Raw genomic sequence first — 17,376 nt, 5'->3', positions numbered from 1 at the left:
TTATTTCGCCGGATACAGCTTTTGGTGCATCAAATCCAGTGCCTCAGTAACCCGTGTGCCCGGATTTGTTCCGAACAGATCGGAGGGTAATACCTCGACCTGATTGTTTTTGACCGCCTTGATTCCGCTCCAGGCTGCATTTTCCTGCATTTCCTTGATAAATGCGGCTTTGACCTCTTCCGTATTGCCGTGGGTCATAATCAGGATGTAGTCAGGGTCGGCCTGTACGATGCGTTCCGTGTTTAGCTGCGCGTATTGCGGGAAATTTTGCAGGCCCGGAAAATCAGCGGCAATATTGGCACCGCCAGCCATTTCCAGAATATTTCCGCCTAATGAATTCGGCAATGCCGCCATATATGTGGCCGGGGCTCCGTAAACAAGCAGCACTTTAGGTTTGGAGGTTGAGGCTGTTTCCTTTTGTAATGTGGCTACCTGTTGGTCAATTTGCTGATTCAGCTTCACGGCCTGAGTCTGCTTTTGCAGTAATTGTCCGAAGAGTGTAATTTGCGACTGAATATCTTTGACTGAATTGGCCCCTGTCAGCAGCAGCTGTGAACCGACACCTTCAATAGCTGGAATGTCCTTCTCATTCATAGGGTAATTGCCTAATACGACATTCGGTTTGAGCATCGTAATTTTCTCCAGATCGACTTCATGAGTAGAGCCTACTTGTTGAACGTTTTCAGCAGCAGGCACGACGGAAGGTCCATTCGAGTTGGGTCTGCCAACGGCTGTCCCGCCCAAAGCATATATGATATCCAGATCGCCATTGCTGAGTGCAATGATATGTTGAGGGACACCTTGGAACGCCAACGTCCGTTTTGAAAAATCAGTAACCTGAATCGCCGCATCGCTTGTTGTGCCGGAAGTGGCAGATACAGATGCAGTGGTTGGTTTGTGATCTGCGGCCGGAGTACCATTACTACATCCGGTAACTGCCAATAAAAGCGCTGCGGATGACCACAACACATAAGATTTCATGTCATTCCTCCTGCAATTTTAAGTTAAACAATAATGATAATCATTTTCATTTATGTATAAGAGAATGATAATGAATATCAATAGGAATTGTCAATTGAAAAAACCAAAATTTTAAATAATTTTTTTACTGAAATGGAGAGGAGGGGATTCTTGGTATAGAGGAAGGTGTCCTAAATTTTTCTTAAAAAATAGCATATATCAAGGGCTTATATACACGCAAATACATATTGACATATTCGAAAAGTGTAAGATATATTGGTGATGGGTTCACTTGGTTTTGCGAATTTCTGGATGGGAAGGTGGGGAGGAACAGCTCAAGAAGAGCTATTTTTTTAAAAATTCAATTGAGAATGATAATCAATTACTTATATTCTCGTGGGGAGGGACTGCTGTCAAAATGAGGAAGGGTTATTCTGCAATGATTGCTGTGTTTCTGCTGGTCAGTGTGCTGAGCTTTTGGCCAACTTCATCATCTGTGGTAGCCGCTACGGCTTCTACAAAATTGGCGGATGGTACATACACGCTTAAATACGATATTCTCAAGGCCGAAAACGATTCTGTATCCATGGCTAATGATTATTTTGAGAAGCCAGCCAAGTTGTATGTGAAAAAAGGCCAAATGACCATGCAAATCAAGCTGAATCACAGCGAATGGACAACCGGGTTTAAAGTGGATTACAAAGGCAAAATCATCGACACAAAGGTCATTCATAAGGATGCCAAAACTGATACCCGCACTGTACAATTTCCAATAACAACTGTGAACAGCCCGCTAATTTCAAAAATTCATGTTACCGTCCCTGCGTATAACTATGATCATGACTATACCATTCGCTTCGCTTTTGATTCCAAAAGTGTCAAAAAAGTAGCAGCTGTCCAATCAACGAAATCAACCAAATCTTCTAAGAAGTAAATTCAAGCAATCTTATCGTTCATGAAATCAACATAAATTCAAGCATAAAAAATGGAGGAGTGTGTGTAGATATGAATATGGTAATGAATCGCTTTGAACAGTTTTCTTTCAAAAAGGTACTCGTAGCATTGATCATGACAGCGCTTGTTTTTGCAGTTATTGCTCCATTCTCAGCTAAAGCGGCAGCAGCCGATGGCACGTATGCAGTCAACTATTCTGTTCTGAAAGATCAAACGAATGAAACCTCCCGTCTGGACAGCTATTTGACGAAACCAGCTCAGGTTATCGTAGCTAATGGCAAAAATGTTGTGCGTTTGACCGTGAAAAGCAGCAATCTGATCACAACGTTCAAAGTGGAACAAAATGGCGTACTGCAAGACGCGACTGTGGTAAGTACAGATACTGCCAACAACACTCGTGTAGTAGAATTCGAAGTTGCTGACCTGAATGCTAAAGTCAACGCTTATGCTGAAATCACCATTCCAGTCATTGGCTATACAGGCAAGTATGACGTACAACTGCAATTCGACGAAATCTAATCCAAAATACAACGTAAAAGGAGACTGAGAACATGAACATGATCATGAACCGTATGGAAAAATTGTCTTTAAAAAAAGTGATGCTTACTGTATTGATGGCTGCGCTTGTTTTTGTGGTACTAGCTCCGTTTTCTTCCAATCAAGCACATGCGGCTTTGCCTAACGGTACGTATCAGTTACCTTATACGATTTATAAAGATGGAACCACTGAAAAATCCTACATGGATACCAATGGTTATGTAAAAAAACCAGCCACTCTAATTGTTACGAATGGTCAAAATAAAGTGAGAGTAGCTATTACCAAAAGTGCTTGGGTCACTGAATTCAAAACGCAACAAAATGGTCAATATGTGAATGCGACTGTGGTAAGCACATCAGGAGATACAAGAATAGTAGAGTTCCCTGTCAGTAGCTCGTCCCAAAAATTGAACGTTAAACTGCATGTAAGTGTGCCTGAAGAATACACTGGTGGTATTCCATACGATCATGATTATGTGGTTCAATTCCAATTTGACGACAGCGATATTTAAGGTTTTTTTGTAAAAATATTGATTTGAACTGAATACTCATTTGGAGTTTCAAAGCTCCAAATGAGTATATTTTAAGTAGGGGGATACATCACTTTGAAAAGCCGATTCAACAAATATTTTACGACATTTGCCGCTATTATAATGTTGTTTTCTTTATTTTCCCCGTATGTACTGGCGGCGTCTGAGGATGAGTCATCTCAAACTAATCAGTCTAGCTCCAGCACTACAGTAACTAGTGCAACCTATGCTACCTATGAGGAAGCACCTGGCACATATACCGAACCTGCTAATGCCACAACGGCTACCTATGCTAATGGGGAATATCTTATCGACTACAAGCCTTTAAGAAAGACCTCTACTGGAAGTACTCGGGATTCGAGTTTTAAAACGAACTATACCTTCCCTGGGGATTTGACAATCCAAGATGGAAAATATCATTTTTCATTTAAGTTTGCGGAAGCTCAAGGTCTTTCGAAATTTCTGGTAGAACAAAACGGGGAAACGGTTCCCGCAAAAATAGAAGTAGATTCCGGAAAAACTTCGGGAACTGTAAGTTTCGATGTTTATGATTTTCATCAAAATGTAAATACGGAGTTTGGATTTAATAGCAGTTCTCCATGGTATGTAGATACTGATCCTGACTATTCGGTGAAGGAATGGATTGAGTTTGATCCTTCCAGTCTGAGACTTAAAAACTCAACGGAGAATCCAACTGTTCCACCAGTAACACCACCGGTAACGCCTCCTGGTGGAGGAGAAAAGCTATCCGATTTGGATTTCATCCTTTTGAAGGATGGAACAGATGAAAAGTCTACGATGGATGGGTATACGGAGAAACCGGGTGCTCTGATAAAACGCAACGGTAAACAATATGCCCAATTTACATTGAAAAACAGTAAGCAGATTGATGGCTTCAAGGTAGAACAAAATGGGGTGTTAACGGACACTTCCGTAGTAAGTGAAGATCAAACTGTGAATACACGAATGATTGAATTTGAAGTCCAGGAACTGCCTGCCAAGTTGAACGCATGGGTAAGTATCAACTGGCCGGAGGTAAACTATGTAGGCACCTACAATGTAGACCTTCAGTTGGCTGCGGTACAGTCACCATCCACCTTGGCAGATGGAATATACTCCATTAACTTCAATACTCTGCATGCTACCAAGGATCAAGCTTCGTCAATGGCGCAATATCTGATGTCTCCGGCGACTTTGACGGTAACGAAGGGTCAATATGAGGCTTCCTTCACCATTAAAGACAGCACGACAGTGACGGAGTTCAAAACAGAGCAAAACGGAACGCTAACGGATGCAGATATTGTAAGTGAGGACAAGACAGCCAATACTCGCATTGTGAAATTCAAGGTAGCGGATTTGGACGCTATTCTGAATGCACAAGTACATGTAAGCACAAGTTTTCAAGGAACTGTGTATGAAATGGATCATAAGATCCGTCTCCAGTTCGACAAGAGTAGCATTACTGAAACGGGTACATCTCCTTCAGTAACGAGTTCTAATTTGAACTTCACCCTTTTGAAGGATGGAACAGATGAAAAGTCGATGATGGATGGATATACGGAAAAACCAGGTACTCTGGTTGAACGTAGTGGCAAGAAATATGTACAGTTCACTTTGAAAAACAGCAAGCAAATTGATGGCTTTAAAGTAGAACAAAAGGGAGTATTAGCGGATGTTACCACGGTAAGTGAGGACAAAACTGCTAACACCCGCGTTGTTGAATTTGAAGTCAAAGAAGTGCCAGCCAAGCTGAATGCATGGGTTAGCATCAATTGGCCTGAATTGAACTACGTGCAGACGTATAATGTGGATCTTCAATTAAGTTCTGCAACCTCATCAGGCTTGGCCGATGGAACGTATTCGATTAAGTTCGATACGCTTCATGCAACCAAGGAAGAAGCATCTTCGATGGCAAGATACCTGGTGTCTCCTGCAACATTGACGGTGCAAAAGGGTCAGTATGAAGCTTCCTTTACTGTTAAAGACAGCACTACAGTAACGAAGCTGAAAACGGAACAAAATGGAACTTTGACGGACACGGGTATTGTGAGTGAGGATAAAGCAGCGAATACTCGCGTAGTGAAATTCAAAGTAGCCGATTTGGATGCCGTTTTGAATGCACAAGTGCATATCAGCACGAGTTTTAATGGAACTCCGTATGAAATGGATCATAATATCCGCCTTAAATTTGACAAAAGTAGCCTGCCGGGAACGGACAATGGATCAAATCCGGTAACATCAAATCTGGACTTCACGCTGTTAAAAGACGGTTCAAGTGAAAAGTCCATGATGGATGGATATACGGAAAAACCAGGTACTCTGGTTGAACGTAGTGGCAAGAAATATGTACAGTTCACTTTGAAAAACAGCAAGCAAATTGATGGCTTCAAAGTAGAACAAAACGGAGTGTTGACCAACGCAATCGTAGTAAGCGAAGACAAAACGGCCAATACACGTGTTATTGAATTCGAGGTTAAAGAAGTGCCTGCCAAGCTGAACGCATGGGTAAGCATCAACTGGCCTGAATTGAACTATGTAAATACCTATGATGTTGATCTCCAGTTAGGAGCGGCAACAACCCCGGTTGACCCTGGAACGCCAGGTACGCCCGGAAAGGCCTTAGCTGATGGAACTTATTCAATCAACTTCGATGCATTGCATGCAACGAAAGATCAAAAATCAGCAATGGCGCAATATTTGTTGTCTCCAGCAACGTTGACGGTATCAAAGGGTAAGTATGAAGCTTCCTTTACGATCAAAGACAGCGCCACTGTGACGGAGTTTAAAACGGAACAAAACGGAACGTTGACGGATGCAGATGTCGTAAGTGTGGACAAGAAAGCCGACACTCGTGTTGTAAAGTTTAAAGTGGCAGACTTGGACGCTATTCTGAATGCACAGGTCCACGTAAGTACGAGCTATAACGGAACAGTTTATGAGATGGACCATAAGATTCGTCTTCAATTCGACCGTAGCAGCATTGCGGTTAAAGGAACGGATGGGGGTACAACTCCTGGGACTGAGAACGGCAAATATAGCATTGATTTCTCTGTGCTCAAAAACGGAAGCAATGAAATATCTGTAATGGATGGCTATATGCAAAAACCAGCCACTCTGTTGAAGCAATCCGGCAAAAATTTGATCCAGATCAAAATGGACAAGAGCAGCTGGATTAAAACGTTCAAGGTAAACGGTGCAGAGGCTCAGGTTATTGATCAATCGACCTCTGCAAATACAAGAACCGTCCAATTTGAAGTCGCAGATCTATCGGATAAAGTTATGGTTAATACACATGTCATTGTACCGGGTCTGGATTTGGGTGGCATCCCTTATGACCACGTATACGACGTGCAGTATCAATTCGAGCCTGCTACCATTCGCAGCTTTGTCGAACCGTCCTCTACAGGAGCGGCAGATCCAATCGTTAAATTGGATTTTGACAAGCTCGCCAATGGTAAATATATTTTGAAATTCAGTATTGTTTTAGCGGATAGAACAACAGGAGAGAATTCTCCGGCTCAACGCTTTATTGCCAATGAACCAGCGCAATTGGTCGTGGAAGGCGACAAACGGTTTGTAGGTCTGAAGCTGCAAAACGGTAATGAAGTGAAGGCATTGCGCATTTGGGATAACGCAAGCGGAGGCTACAAAGACGCAGAAGTGACCCAGGAAGATGCAGCAAGTAATACAAAGAACGTTCGTTTTAGCGTGAGCGACTTTAAGAACAACGTAAAAGGCCAACTGGTTGTTTACGAAGCTCCGAAGGTAGCGAGTGCTGCTCCGATGGTCTTCAAGGCTGAGGATCGTGTGGAGAAGGTATATGATTTTGAATTCAAATTCAATACTAGCGATGTAACGTATTACAACGATAAAAAGACAGGCGAAGTTGAACAAGGGAAAAGCAATTTAGCCGATGGAGAGTACACAGCGAACTTCCGTGTGCTGGCGAATGGAACGGACAAGGATTCTCTTGTGGCTCCTTTTGTACAGAGTCTGGCGAAGCTGGTTGTGAAGAATGGCAAAGTGCAAGCACATCTAACCGTTACGGACAATCAGGCTTTGAAGTTGTTCCAAACGGACTTTGAAGGCCGTTATGCCAATCCAACCGTTGTTGGTTCCAACACGAAAGGTGACACGCGCACCATCGCTTTTGAAGTGCCTGATCTGGACAAAAAGCTGAGCGTGTACACACAGGTATACTTGCCTGAGAAATTTATTTTGAATGAGAAGTTCGGCGGACAAATTCAATTTGACCGTGCATCGCTTAAAGGTGAGGGACTCAATGCAGCTACAACCGCACCAGCTACTGAGCGGACAGCAGAAACGCCAACACCTGTGGCTGAAACGAAACCTGTAGTTGAGCAACCAGCTCAAACAGTCACTTCCGAGAAGCAATACACGATCAATTACAACGTATTTAAAGATAAAACAAGCGAAGCTTCCGTCATGGATGGATACCTCGACAAGCCTGCTACATTGATTGAAAAGGGAGACAAGCGTTATATTCAAGTCACTTTGAAGAATAGCTCCTGGATGCCTGTTCTACAAGTGGAGCAGAATGGTAGCCTGAAAGATGTAGAAGTTATCTCGACATCTGGCGATACGCGTGTCGTTCAATTTGAAGCAGGGGACTTGTCTCAGAAAATCAGTGCCTACACACACGTCATTGTACCTGGTTTAGTTCTTGGCGGTGTGCCATATGATCACTGGTATACAGTTCAATTCCAGTTTGATGAAGCGAGTCTGAAAGCAAAATAACATCAGGTCGCAGTAGCATCAAACCTGCTCAAATAACAGAATAGCTTGTATGCAAGCAAGTCTTGGTGCCCTGGCATCAAGACTTGTCAGCATTTCATTACCCGAAAAGTTGAGGCTCATGCAGCTTCTATATTTTGAATTGAGGTGATTTGGCTTTCATGAAACGATATACAGCGTTGGTACAAGGGAAATCGTTCTGCTTTTATATGTTGATGGGTCTGGTGTTTTTGTTGCTCGCCGGATGCTCGGGAGGAGCAGCGGCTGGACAGAACGATAATGAAGGCGCAAAATCAGCAGCAACGTCCGGTGATAAAACACAGCCGCGTATTGTGGCTACAACGGTAGCCATTGCAGAAATTACGGATGCGCTGGGCCTGGATTTGGCAGGCAAGCCGACAAGCATGAAAGTACTGCCTGACCGTTACAAGGATGTACCTGATGTGGGTAATCCGATGAGTCCTGATATGGAAAAGGTGATGTCGTTGAAGCCGACGGACGTACTGTCGGTTACGACACTAAAATATGATCTGGAGCCTAAATTTAAAGATTTGAAAATCAATGCCGAATTTTTGAATTTTGAAAGTCTAGCGAATATGCAAAAAGAAATTCAAAAGCTGGGAGATACGTTCGGCAAAGCCGAAAAGGCAAAGGAGATTAATGGAGCTTTGGACGCTAAAGTAGCCGAGATTCAACAAAAGATCAAAGGGAAGAAATCCCCTAAAGTATTGATCTTGCTGGGGGTACCGGGAAGCTATCTGGTGGCTACCGAGCATTCCTATATCGGGGATCTGGTTAAAATTGCAGATGGGACGAACGTAGTCCAAGGTGAGAAGGTTGAATTTATTGCCCACAATACAGAAGCCTTGCAACAGTCCAATCCGGATATTATCTTGCGTGCTGCACACGGGATGCCAGATGAAGTGGTCAAAATGTTCGACGAAGAGTTCAAAACTAACGATATTTGGAAACATTTTAACGCTGTGAAAAACGGACACGTCTATGATCTGCCAGAGCCGCTGTTTGGAACAACAGGAAATTTGGCGGTAAACTCGGCGCTGGATGAGCTAGTGAAAATGTTGTATCCTTCGAATTAAAGGAAGCTGATGACATGTCGAAAAAAGGTTGGAGCTTTATCGTTGTAATCGCCTTGCTCATCGGCGTCATTCTCTATTCAGCGATGACAGGCAGTCTCAAGGTGAATTTGAGTCAATTGGTGACCGGATTGTGGACAGGTACGGATGATCAGGTGAATGTGGTCAAGGATTTGAGACTACCGAGAATTATCGTAGCCGTGATGGCGGGAGCCACGCTTGCGGTGGCGGGTGTTTTACTGCAAGCCGTGATGAAAAACCCGCTGGCTGATGCCGGGGTTATCGGTATTTCTTCGGGGGCAGCTTTGGTTTCGCTGATTGCGGTTACGATCTTTCCGGCACTCTATTTCTGGATGCCCTTCTTTTCTTTTATCGGTGGTGCGTTGGCCTGTCTCATGGTTTACGGATTTTCATGGAAATCCGGCCTGCATCCGATTCGTCTGATCTTGATCGGAGTCGCTGTGAATGCGATTTTTTCGGGTCTCGGGCAGTCGTTTAACTATCGGGGCAGTTACGCGGTCACCAGCATTAATCAGGTTACAACCTCAACCTTGTCCATGAAAAAATGGGTTGATGTCGAGGTTATTGTGACCTATGGCGGGATTGGGCTGATTTTAGCCATGCTCGTGTTTTCCTGGTGCAATTTTTTGTCTCTGCAAGATAAAACAGCTAAAAATCTGGGGTTCAATGTGACGCGTGCGCGGCTTTTGATCTCCGTTATTGCTGTGCTGCTTGCAGCAACGGCTACAGCCATTGCTGGAGTTATTGCCTTTATCGGCCTGCTCGTTCCGCATTGTGCCCGCTACTTGGTTGGTTCGGATCACAAGTGGCTGATTCCGTTCTCCGCCTTGTGCGGCGGTTTGTTGCTACTGCTTGCGGATACACTGGGCCGGACGGTGCTTGCTCCCAATGAAATTCCGGCTTCCATTATTATGGCCGTCATTGGCGGGCCGTTCCTGATATTCCTGATCAGAAAGGCGGATCGCACTTATGGACATTAAGGATATTACCTTTTCATATGACCGGAAAACGGATCGTCTTCACGCCATCAATGCTGTCATTGAGCCGGGACGGATTACAACCATCATTGGTCCCAACGGCTGTGGCAAATCGACGCTGCTTAGCGTCATGTCGAACAATGCGGCTCCCCGCCTGGGTCAAGTGATTTTGGACGGTAAAGAGATTGCCCACTACAAGCCCAAGGAACTAGCCCGTCAACTGGCGGTAGTTCATCAGCAGAATGAGGCACCCTCTGACTTGACCGTAGAAAAGCTCGTCAGCTTCGGAAGACTCCCGCATAAGAACATGTTCACAGCCAGACGTGACGAGGACGAGCAGGCGGTCGAATGGGCGATAGCCTGTACGAATCTGGAGGAACGCAGAACACGCACGCTGGACCAGCTATCCGGGGGAGAAAGGCAGCGTGTATGGATTGCAATGGCCTTGGCACAACGGACACCGATTTTATTTTTGGATGAGCCGACCACCTATCTGGATATGTACTACCAGCTTGAAATTTTGGAACTCATCCGGCAGTTAAATCAGGAATACGGCCTGACGATCGTAATGGTGCTGCATGATATCAATCAGGCTATTCGTTATAGCGACGTTATGATTGCCATGAAGGAAGGACGCATTATAACGAACGGTCCGCCCGCTAAGGTCGTCACATCCGATATGATTCAGGCAGTATACGGCGTGGAAGTAGTCGTAAGACATGACGCTGAGGCGGGAATGTATCTTATTCCGATAGGTGTGGGAGCTTCCGTACATTTACAAGCACAGGGAGTGTAGATACTGCCTACTGAATGGCTCGTCTGTCTCCTGGTGGCATCGAATTTGGAAACAAGAAAAAATGGTTCTGGCCCGCGTTTTTGTCAGGGGACAATCGTGGGGACGGAAGCATTTTTTATTTTATTTTTAGAATATCGACGGAGGTTTCAGGGTTGTTCGGTTGACACACGGTTCGATTCCGATCCGTTGTGTGTTATACTATTGCCGTCGGTAATTTTGTGATTAGCACTTTACTAATGATAAGGATGGTATGCTCATATGATCAGTACAAGCGGCGTAACGCTTCGTTATGGTAAACGCCCACTTTTTGAAGACGTAAATATCAAATTTACTCCTGGGAACTGCTACGGCCTGATTGGGGCAAATGGCGCGGGCAAATCTACCTTTTTGAAAATTCTTTCCGGTGAAATTGAAGCCAATTCAGGCGAGGTTCACATGACACCGGGCGAACGGATGGCAGTGCTCAAGCAGAACCATTACGAATACGATGAATTCCCGGTTCTGGAAACCGTTATTATGGGTCATACGCGTCTGTATGAAATCATGAAGGAGAAAGATTCGCTGTATGCTAAATCAGAATTCACAGAGGCAGACGGCCTGCGTGCCGGCGAGCTTGAAGGTGAATTTGCGGAGCTGAACGGATGGGATGCCGAGCCGGATGCGGCTTCATTGCTGATCGGTCTTGGGATTACGCGCGACCTGCATGACAAGAACATGTCTGAGCTGAGCGGTAATGACAAGGTACGTGTTCTCCTGGCTCAAGCGTTGTTTGGTCGTCCGAACAACTTGCTGCTCGATGAGCCTACCAACCATTTGGACCTCGAATCCATTCAATGGCTGGAAAATTTCTTGATGGACTATGAAGGCACCGTCATCGTCGTATCCCATGATCGTCACTTCCTGAACAAGGTATGTACGCATATTGCGGATATTGATTTTGGCAAAATCCAGATGTACGTCGGCAACTACGACTTCTGGTATGAGTCCAGCCAGCTTGCGCTTGCCTTGACTCGTGATGCCAACAAGAAAAAGGAAGAGAAAATCAAGGAACTGCAAGCCTTTATTCAGCGCTTTTCTGCGAATGCTTCCAAGTCCAAACAGGCTACTTCACGTAAAAAACAACTGGATAAAATTACGCTGGACGATATTCGTCCGTCGAACCGTAAATATCCGTTCCTGAACTTCAAGCCTGAACGCGAAGCGGGCAAACAGCTGTTGACGGTAGACCGTCTCAGCAAATCCATTGAAGGCGAGCAAGTGCTGAATGAGTTCAGCCTGGTTGTGAACAAAGGCGATAAAATCGCGTTTGTTGGCCCGAACGGCTTGCCTAAATCAACGCTCTTTCAGGTATTGATGAACGAAACCGAAGCGGACAGCGGTGAATTCTCTTGGGGGATTACGACTACTCAGGCTTATTTCCCGAAAGACAATTCTACCTATTTTGAAGGTGTGGATATGAATCTCGTGGAATGGCTGCGCCAATATTCCAAGGACCAGGACGAAACGTTCCTGCGTGGGTTCCTGGGGCGTATGCTCTTCTCAGGTGAAGAAGCGCTCAAGAAAGCAAGCGTGCTGTCCGGGGGCGAGAAGGTTCGCTGTATGCTGGCCAAGATGATGCTGAATGGCGCCAATGTGCTGCTGCTGGATGAACCGACCAATCACTTGGATCTGGAATCCATTACAGCGCTGAACAATGGTCTGATCGACTTTGACGGTACCCTATTATTCACATCGCATGACCATCAGTTCATTCAAACTATTGCAAACCGCATCGTGGAAATTACGCCGAACGGTGTAATCGACCGTACGATGAGCTATGATGAATACTTGGAAAACGATGAAATCACGAAATTGCGTGAAAGTATGTATCCGGTAGAAATCGTCTAAAACCAGCTAACCTTCAGTAAATCGATAAATAAAAAAGAGGAGCTCCTTCAGGCCATTTATGATGGCGGCGGAGACTCCTCTTTTTCGTTTGCGCCATTACCAATGGCTCACACCGTCAGGGCTACAGGGCGAAGATAATTCTGCCTGAGTCCGATGCGGTATAGCCTAATGGGTTGGCTTATGATCCGCCTGTACGACGGCGTTGGTTGTTCGGCTTCTTCGTATTTTGGCTTTTCAGTGTTTTGGCGGAACCGCCTTGAAAGCCGCCCTGCTGTGAAGCGCCGGACTGCTGTTTTTTTTGTGCCAGCTTTTCCCGAATGGCATCTGCGAGATTAACTTTACGTGGTTCATTAGCATTGCTCATGAATAAATTCCTCCTGTTGCCGCCAAATTCATGTCAATCATGCTGGATTGAAGAAAAACGCGGCTGTGTCCCCATTTTATACGTTTTTAAAAGATGGGACAAGGGCAACAATGATAACATGACGACGGGGCGGGCCGGAAGAGGGGGTGCCTATTTTTTGCATAAAGGAAAAAAAGTTTTATATACCCCACAGGAATGGGGCTTGGCAATACTTTTTCGTTGTTCCTACAGCGATGCGGAGCGGAAAGACTGTTTCTCTAGACCCACACAAACATGGTCTGTTATCCTGAAAATAACCGTTACCCAACGGCAAATGGTTATTTTCAGGGCAGCTAAGCTGCTTGTTTAAAGGGCCATTGCATAGGGCAGTTAAGCTGCTTGATCGAAGGTTTATTTTCAGGCAGCTACGCTGCTATTTTTATTTTTGGTTGGCGCAGCATGGAATGGTATAAAAGTTTATCCTGACTTTACGGTTTTCCCGTGATTATTATGGTGAGAACGTTCTGTCGGGAACTCTAATTTTGAAGGAGTGTCCCCCGTTGTGGTGAATGTGTATGATGAAATACGAAAAGGTGAGCGAGGGGCATGGGTGAGCATTATCGCCTACCTTATTCTGTCCGCTTTTAAGCTGATTAGTGGATATATATTTGCTTCCAGTGCGTTGCTGGCCGATGGATTTAACAACGTCACCGATATTGTGGTTTCCGTTGCCGTACTGATCGGGCTGCGAATATCTCAAAAACCGCCGGACTCCGACCACGCCTATGGACATTTTCGGGCAGAAACAATAGCGGCATTGCTGGCATCCTTTATTATGGCTGTCGTCGGTCTTCAGGTGCTTATTGACGGGATCGGAAGTATTTTCAGAGGCGGCAAGCAGACGCCTGATGTTACTTCCGCAGGAGTAGCGGTAATATGTGCGGTCATTATGCTGGGAGTATATATGTACAACAACAGACTGGCGCGGAAAATTAACAACAAGGCGTTACTGGCGGCAGCCAAGGATAACCTGTCAGATGCGCTCGTCAGTATCGGTGCAGCGGTTGGTATTATCGGGGCACAGTTTGGATTGCCATGGCTGGATACGGTTGCGGCTATAGCGGTAGGATTTATTATCTGTAAAACGGCGTGGGATATTTTCAAGGACTCTACACACAGCCTGACGGATGGTTTTGATGAGCAGGAGCTGTCAGACTTACGCAGCACGATTGCTCATATACCTGGTGTGGAGGGGATTCGTGATGTCAAGGCGCGGGTACACGGCAATCATGCTTTGGTGGATGTTGTCATAGAGGTGAACCCGCAACTCAGCCTGATTGAAGGACATCGGATCAGCGACCGGATTGAGGAACGCCTGCAAGAGGTTCATAATACGATGCATGTTCATGTCCATGTGGAACCCAAATTATAGATTATTTATTTAATAATTAGTGTTAAAAATGACTTTAGACCTATGTATAAAAGGTGTATGCGCTACCTTTTGTGACGTTTGGATTATATCTCTCTTCCTGTTGCTTTTACTATAATGAAAGCATGTCCGGCTATATTCGTCGGAATTGGACTTGCTCTTCAAATTCGTAAAAACAGCCAGGAGGTGCAACATTGAGAAGACGCGTGATGGGAATGCTCATGACGTCAGCCGCGCTGTTGGCAGCAATTCATGTGGCGCCGGGTCAGGTTGACGCAGCGGCATCGACAGCATCTACGGGACAGAAGGCGGTTATTCAGGCGGCTGTAAAGCTTAGATCCGGCCCTTCGACTACGGGAGATGTAGTCAGCTTTATGAAGCAGGGAGAGGCCGTAACGGTATTGGAGAAAACAAACAGCTATTGGTATAAGATCAAGACGTCTGATGGGGTAACTGGATACACAAGCAGCTCCGACAAGTACATAAAAGTAGGCGCTACCAGCGTCGCTGCTGCTGTCACCGAGCCTGCCGTCCGTAAACCGGAAGCCAAAGAAGTGCTTAAAACTAACAGTTCAGCCAAAGAGGCTCCAGCCTCAGTGAATAGTTCTGCCGGTCAAACGAAAGCTACGATTCAAACGTCCGTTCGTTTGCGGGCGGAGGCATCCACTTCATCCGAGGTTTTGGGCTATTTGAATGCAGGAGATATCGTCACCATTACAGATCCAAGTAACGCCTATTGGTTCAAGATTACCAATGCTGATGGCACGGTGGGCTATGTCAGCTCGTCCCCACAGTATATTCGTATTGGCGAGGGCGTTGTTGTGCAGCAGCCAGTGGCTGCTCCGGTGACGTCTGCTCCTGACACCACCGCGATTCCTGCTGTAGCAACTCCTGCGGAAGCCATAAACTTGCCTTCTGGTGACACAGTGGCTGCCATTGAACAGGTTATTAACACAGGGATGACTTATCTCGGTACTCCGTATGAATATGGTTCGGATCGTAACAGTACGGCTACTTTTGATTGCTCGGCATTTACCCGTCAAATTTTCCGTCAGGCTGCAGGTATTCAGCTTCCGGCGGATTCACGTTCACAGGGTGAGTGGATCAAGCAGAATAGTCAGCCAAACACAGACATGACCACGCTGAAACGTGGCGATCTGCTTTTCTTTACCAATTACAATGCGTCTTCCGGGGCGTATACGTCCTTGGACAATTCCTCCCAAACGATTACACACGTAGCTGTATATCTGGGAGACAACAAGCTTCTTCATACGTTTTCTGTAGCGGGTGGCGGTGTGAAAGTTACGGATTTCAGCAAGCCTTGGCAGGATCGTTTCCTGTTCGGGGGGAGCGTAATCCAATAAAAGCATCATTAACCTTAAAAAAATTCCGCATTAAAAATAGGATGTTCCACAACCCTGTAATTGGGGCGGGAACATCCTATTTTTAAAGCTATATAATGATATATCTTCACTACACTTGATTCAGACTTCTTCTATTACGCCTATGACGCTCGTCTTCTTCCGGTAAAGAGTGAAATGACGAACAACACCAGAAATAACACAAACAATATTTTGGCGATTGTAGCAGCTATGGATACAACGATACCAAAAAAACCTAAAATCCCGGCGATCACGGCAAAAACTAAAAATAAAGCGGGCCATTTCAGCATGTTCTGCATCCTCCTTCAATTGTATATAATGTGGCATACTCACAGCCGGTAGAGCGTGGCTGCGAATGACGGCTGAATCATTTGAATCTTTCGTGGCTCTGCCATCGTTATATGTTGTTTTAAACCGTGCCCGAATCCGTGAAACATAGCGTCAGGAGTGGGGGGAAGCAAGCTGCAACGTTGTTTCGTGTCTGAATGTAAGGGGTAACTATGCAGTAATCATAAACATCATCGTGAAAAACGAAAGAGAGGTTAGGCCATGTTAACACAGGTCAGTATTTTTATTATCGCTATCGCATTTGCAGTTCTCGTTATTTTCCTCATTAAAACACTTAAAGCAGCACAAGGCTCTCTGGAAAAGGCAACTCAGACTCTCCAGGATGTACAAAAAACGGTAGATGAACTGAGCTATGAAGTAAAGCAAACGGTTCGACATGCCAATGATATTACCGCTGATGTTGATCATAAATTGAAGCAGGTGGAGCCTGTAATGGAATCAGTTAAAAACTTGGGCGAGGTGCTTAACGAAGTCACTCTGGCTGCGAAGCAGGCTTCAGCGGCATTAATCACCCGGTTTCAGAAGCCGCATCATACGGTGGATAAAAAGACCGGTACAGAAACCGCGATTAAGTCAGCTGCGTCGAACAGGCCACAAACTTCAACGGAACGGACGGTTCATAGCTACAATGCGACCTACGAGGAGCCTGCAGCAAAGCCAGCCAAAAACTGGTTGGGTTATGTAGATATCGCTGCCGGGGTGTGGCAGAAAATGCGTCAGTAGCATAGTGGCTGAACCGTAAACTATAGGAAATTCATTGAAAGGGTGAGATTTATGATGAAGATATTGCTAGCTGCTGGTTTGCTCACTCCCTTTTCCGGACAGGATACGGTTCAGCAAGCCGTTTCCCCGCATACGGCGGGGCATGTAGTAAGGGCTGTGCAGACGATTCCCGCCAAAAATGCCGTACCGGCTGATTTTCATACGCTAAACGGTATATCTTTGGACGATACGCGTGCGGATGTATTGAAAAACTGGGCAAGCCCCTTCAAGTAAAGGAGGATACGCTGCTGCTTTCTACGGAATATCAATATCCTGACGTCGTGGTCGGTATGCGAGATGATATGGTTTCTTATGTGCATGTAGATCCCGCTGCTGGACGGATCAAGGTCAATGACCAGTGGCTGCCGCTAAAACGGCAAACGCTGGATAAGGTGCTGGGTGGCTCACAATTTACGGCAGAGGACGGCGAGGTATACGTTCGTGGACAGCGTGCGATCAAAGTTTTTATGGATGAGGCGTCCGATAAGCCTAAATATGTCGAGTTTTTTGACGAAGCCGAATGGTAATGTTTCTAATTTTAAGAGCATGACATAACATGGAAGTTTCAAACGAATGTACAGCGTGTAATAGTCAGAGAAGT

General features: G+C 45.4%; 14 protein-coding genes and 1 pseudogene. 12 read left to right on the top strand and 3 right to left on the bottom strand.

Features of this window, described 5'->3' with window-relative positions:
* Positions 1 to 981, bottom strand: a complete 981-nt coding sequence (locus QMK20_RS21955; protein ID WP_283653306.1) for an ABC transporter substrate-binding protein — start codon at positions 979 to 981, stop codon at positions 1 to 3.
* A gap of 397 nt (positions 982 to 1,378) precedes the next feature.
* On the opposite strand from QMK20_RS21955, the gene isdC reads away from it, so the two are divergent.
* The 8 genes from isdC to QMK20_RS21915 all read left to right on the top strand — a co-directional run bounded on the left by isdC (position 1,379) and on the right by QMK20_RS21915 (position 12,511).
* On the top strand, positions 1,379 to 1,894 hold the full coding sequence (isdC, locus tag QMK20_RS21950; protein ID WP_283653305.1) for a heme uptake protein IsdC: 516 nt from the start codon (positions 1,379 to 1,381) through the stop codon (positions 1,892 to 1,894).
* Between the two features lie 71 nt (positions 1,895 to 1,965).
* Complete coding sequence (locus QMK20_RS21945) at positions 1,966 to 2,433, top strand: NEAT domain-containing protein (RefSeq protein WP_283653304.1); 468 nt, start codon at positions 1,966 to 1,968, stop codon at positions 2,431 to 2,433.
* A 32-nt stretch (positions 2,434 to 2,465) separates the two neighbouring features.
* Complete coding sequence (locus tag QMK20_RS21940) at positions 2,466 to 2,963, top strand: NEAT domain-containing protein (protein WP_283653303.1); 498 nt, start codon at positions 2,466 to 2,468, stop codon at positions 2,961 to 2,963.
* 93 nt (positions 2,964 to 3,056) lie between these two features.
* Positions 3,057 to 7,739, top strand: coding sequence for an NEAT domain-containing protein (locus QMK20_RS21935; RefSeq protein WP_283653302.1), 4,683 nt, complete (start codon positions 3,057 to 3,059; stop codon positions 7,737 to 7,739).
* A 158-nt stretch (positions 7,740 to 7,897) separates the two neighbouring features.
* Positions 7,898 to 8,833: a heme ABC transporter substrate-binding protein IsdE gene (gene isdE / locus QMK20_RS21930; protein WP_283653301.1), complete on the top strand. Its 936-nt coding sequence runs from the start codon at positions 7,898 to 7,900 to the stop codon at positions 8,831 to 8,833.
* Between the two features lie 14 nt (positions 8,834 to 8,847).
* Positions 8,848 to 9,831 (top strand): FecCD family ABC transporter permease, encoded by a 984-nt coding sequence (locus QMK20_RS21925; protein ID WP_283653300.1) that lies wholly within the window; start codon positions 8,848 to 8,850, stop codon positions 9,829 to 9,831.
* On the top strand, positions 9,821 to 10,624 hold the full coding sequence (locus QMK20_RS21920) for an ABC transporter ATP-binding protein (RefSeq protein WP_283653299.1): 804 nt from the start codon (positions 9,821 to 9,823) through the stop codon (positions 10,622 to 10,624). Before QMK20_RS21925 ends, QMK20_RS21920 begins: the two co-directional genes overlap by 11 nt.
* 258 nt (positions 10,625 to 10,882) lie before the next feature.
* Positions 10,883 to 12,511, top strand: coding sequence for an ABC-F family ATP-binding cassette domain-containing protein (locus QMK20_RS21915; protein ID WP_283653298.1), 1,629 nt, complete (start codon positions 10,883 to 10,885; stop codon positions 12,509 to 12,511).
* Positions 12,512 to 12,689: 178 nt separating this feature from the next.
* Here the strand turns inward: QMK20_RS21915 and QMK20_RS21910 are convergent, their stop codons facing one another.
* Entirely contained in the window at positions 12,690 to 12,875 is a 186-nt protein-coding gene (locus QMK20_RS21910; protein WP_283653297.1) for a hypothetical protein, read from the bottom strand.
* A gap of 541 nt (positions 12,876 to 13,416) precedes the next feature.
* On the opposite strand from QMK20_RS21910, the gene QMK20_RS21905 reads away from it, so the two are divergent.
* Both QMK20_RS21905 and QMK20_RS21900 read left to right on the top strand, forming a co-directional pair.
* Entirely contained in the window at positions 13,417 to 14,286 is an 870-nt protein-coding gene (locus QMK20_RS21905) for a cation diffusion facilitator family transporter (RefSeq protein WP_283653296.1), read from the top strand.
* Between the two features lie 191 nt (positions 14,287 to 14,477).
* Positions 14,478 to 15,647, top strand: coding sequence for a C40 family peptidase (locus QMK20_RS21900; RefSeq protein ID WP_283653295.1), 1,170 nt, complete (start codon positions 14,478 to 14,480; stop codon positions 15,645 to 15,647).
* 140 nt (positions 15,648 to 15,787) lie between these two features.
* Here the strand turns inward: QMK20_RS21900 and QMK20_RS21895 are convergent, their stop codons facing one another.
* Complete coding sequence (locus QMK20_RS21895; RefSeq protein WP_283653294.1) at positions 15,788 to 15,955, bottom strand: DUF1328 domain-containing protein; 168 nt, start codon at positions 15,953 to 15,955, stop codon at positions 15,788 to 15,790.
* 259 nt (positions 15,956 to 16,214) lie between these two features.
* On the opposite strand from QMK20_RS21895, the gene QMK20_RS21890 reads away from it, so the two are divergent.
* Positions 16,215 to 16,736, top strand: a complete 522-nt coding sequence (locus QMK20_RS21890) for a DUF948 domain-containing protein (protein ID WP_283653293.1) — start codon at positions 16,215 to 16,217, stop codon at positions 16,734 to 16,736.
* Between the two features lie 51 nt (positions 16,737 to 16,787).
* Positions 16,788 to 17,302 (top strand): annotated as a pseudogene (locus tag QMK20_RS27450) (hypothetical protein).
* Positions 17,303 to 17,376 lie beyond the last annotated feature (74 nt).

This window comes from Paenibacillus sp. RC334 (assembly GCF_030034735.1).
Lineage (GTDB): Bacteria > Bacillota > Bacilli > Paenibacillales > Paenibacillaceae > Paenibacillus > Paenibacillus terrae_A.
The sequence above is the reverse complement of the archived record's forward strand: the minus strand, read 5'-3'. Positions and strand labels throughout refer to the sequence as shown.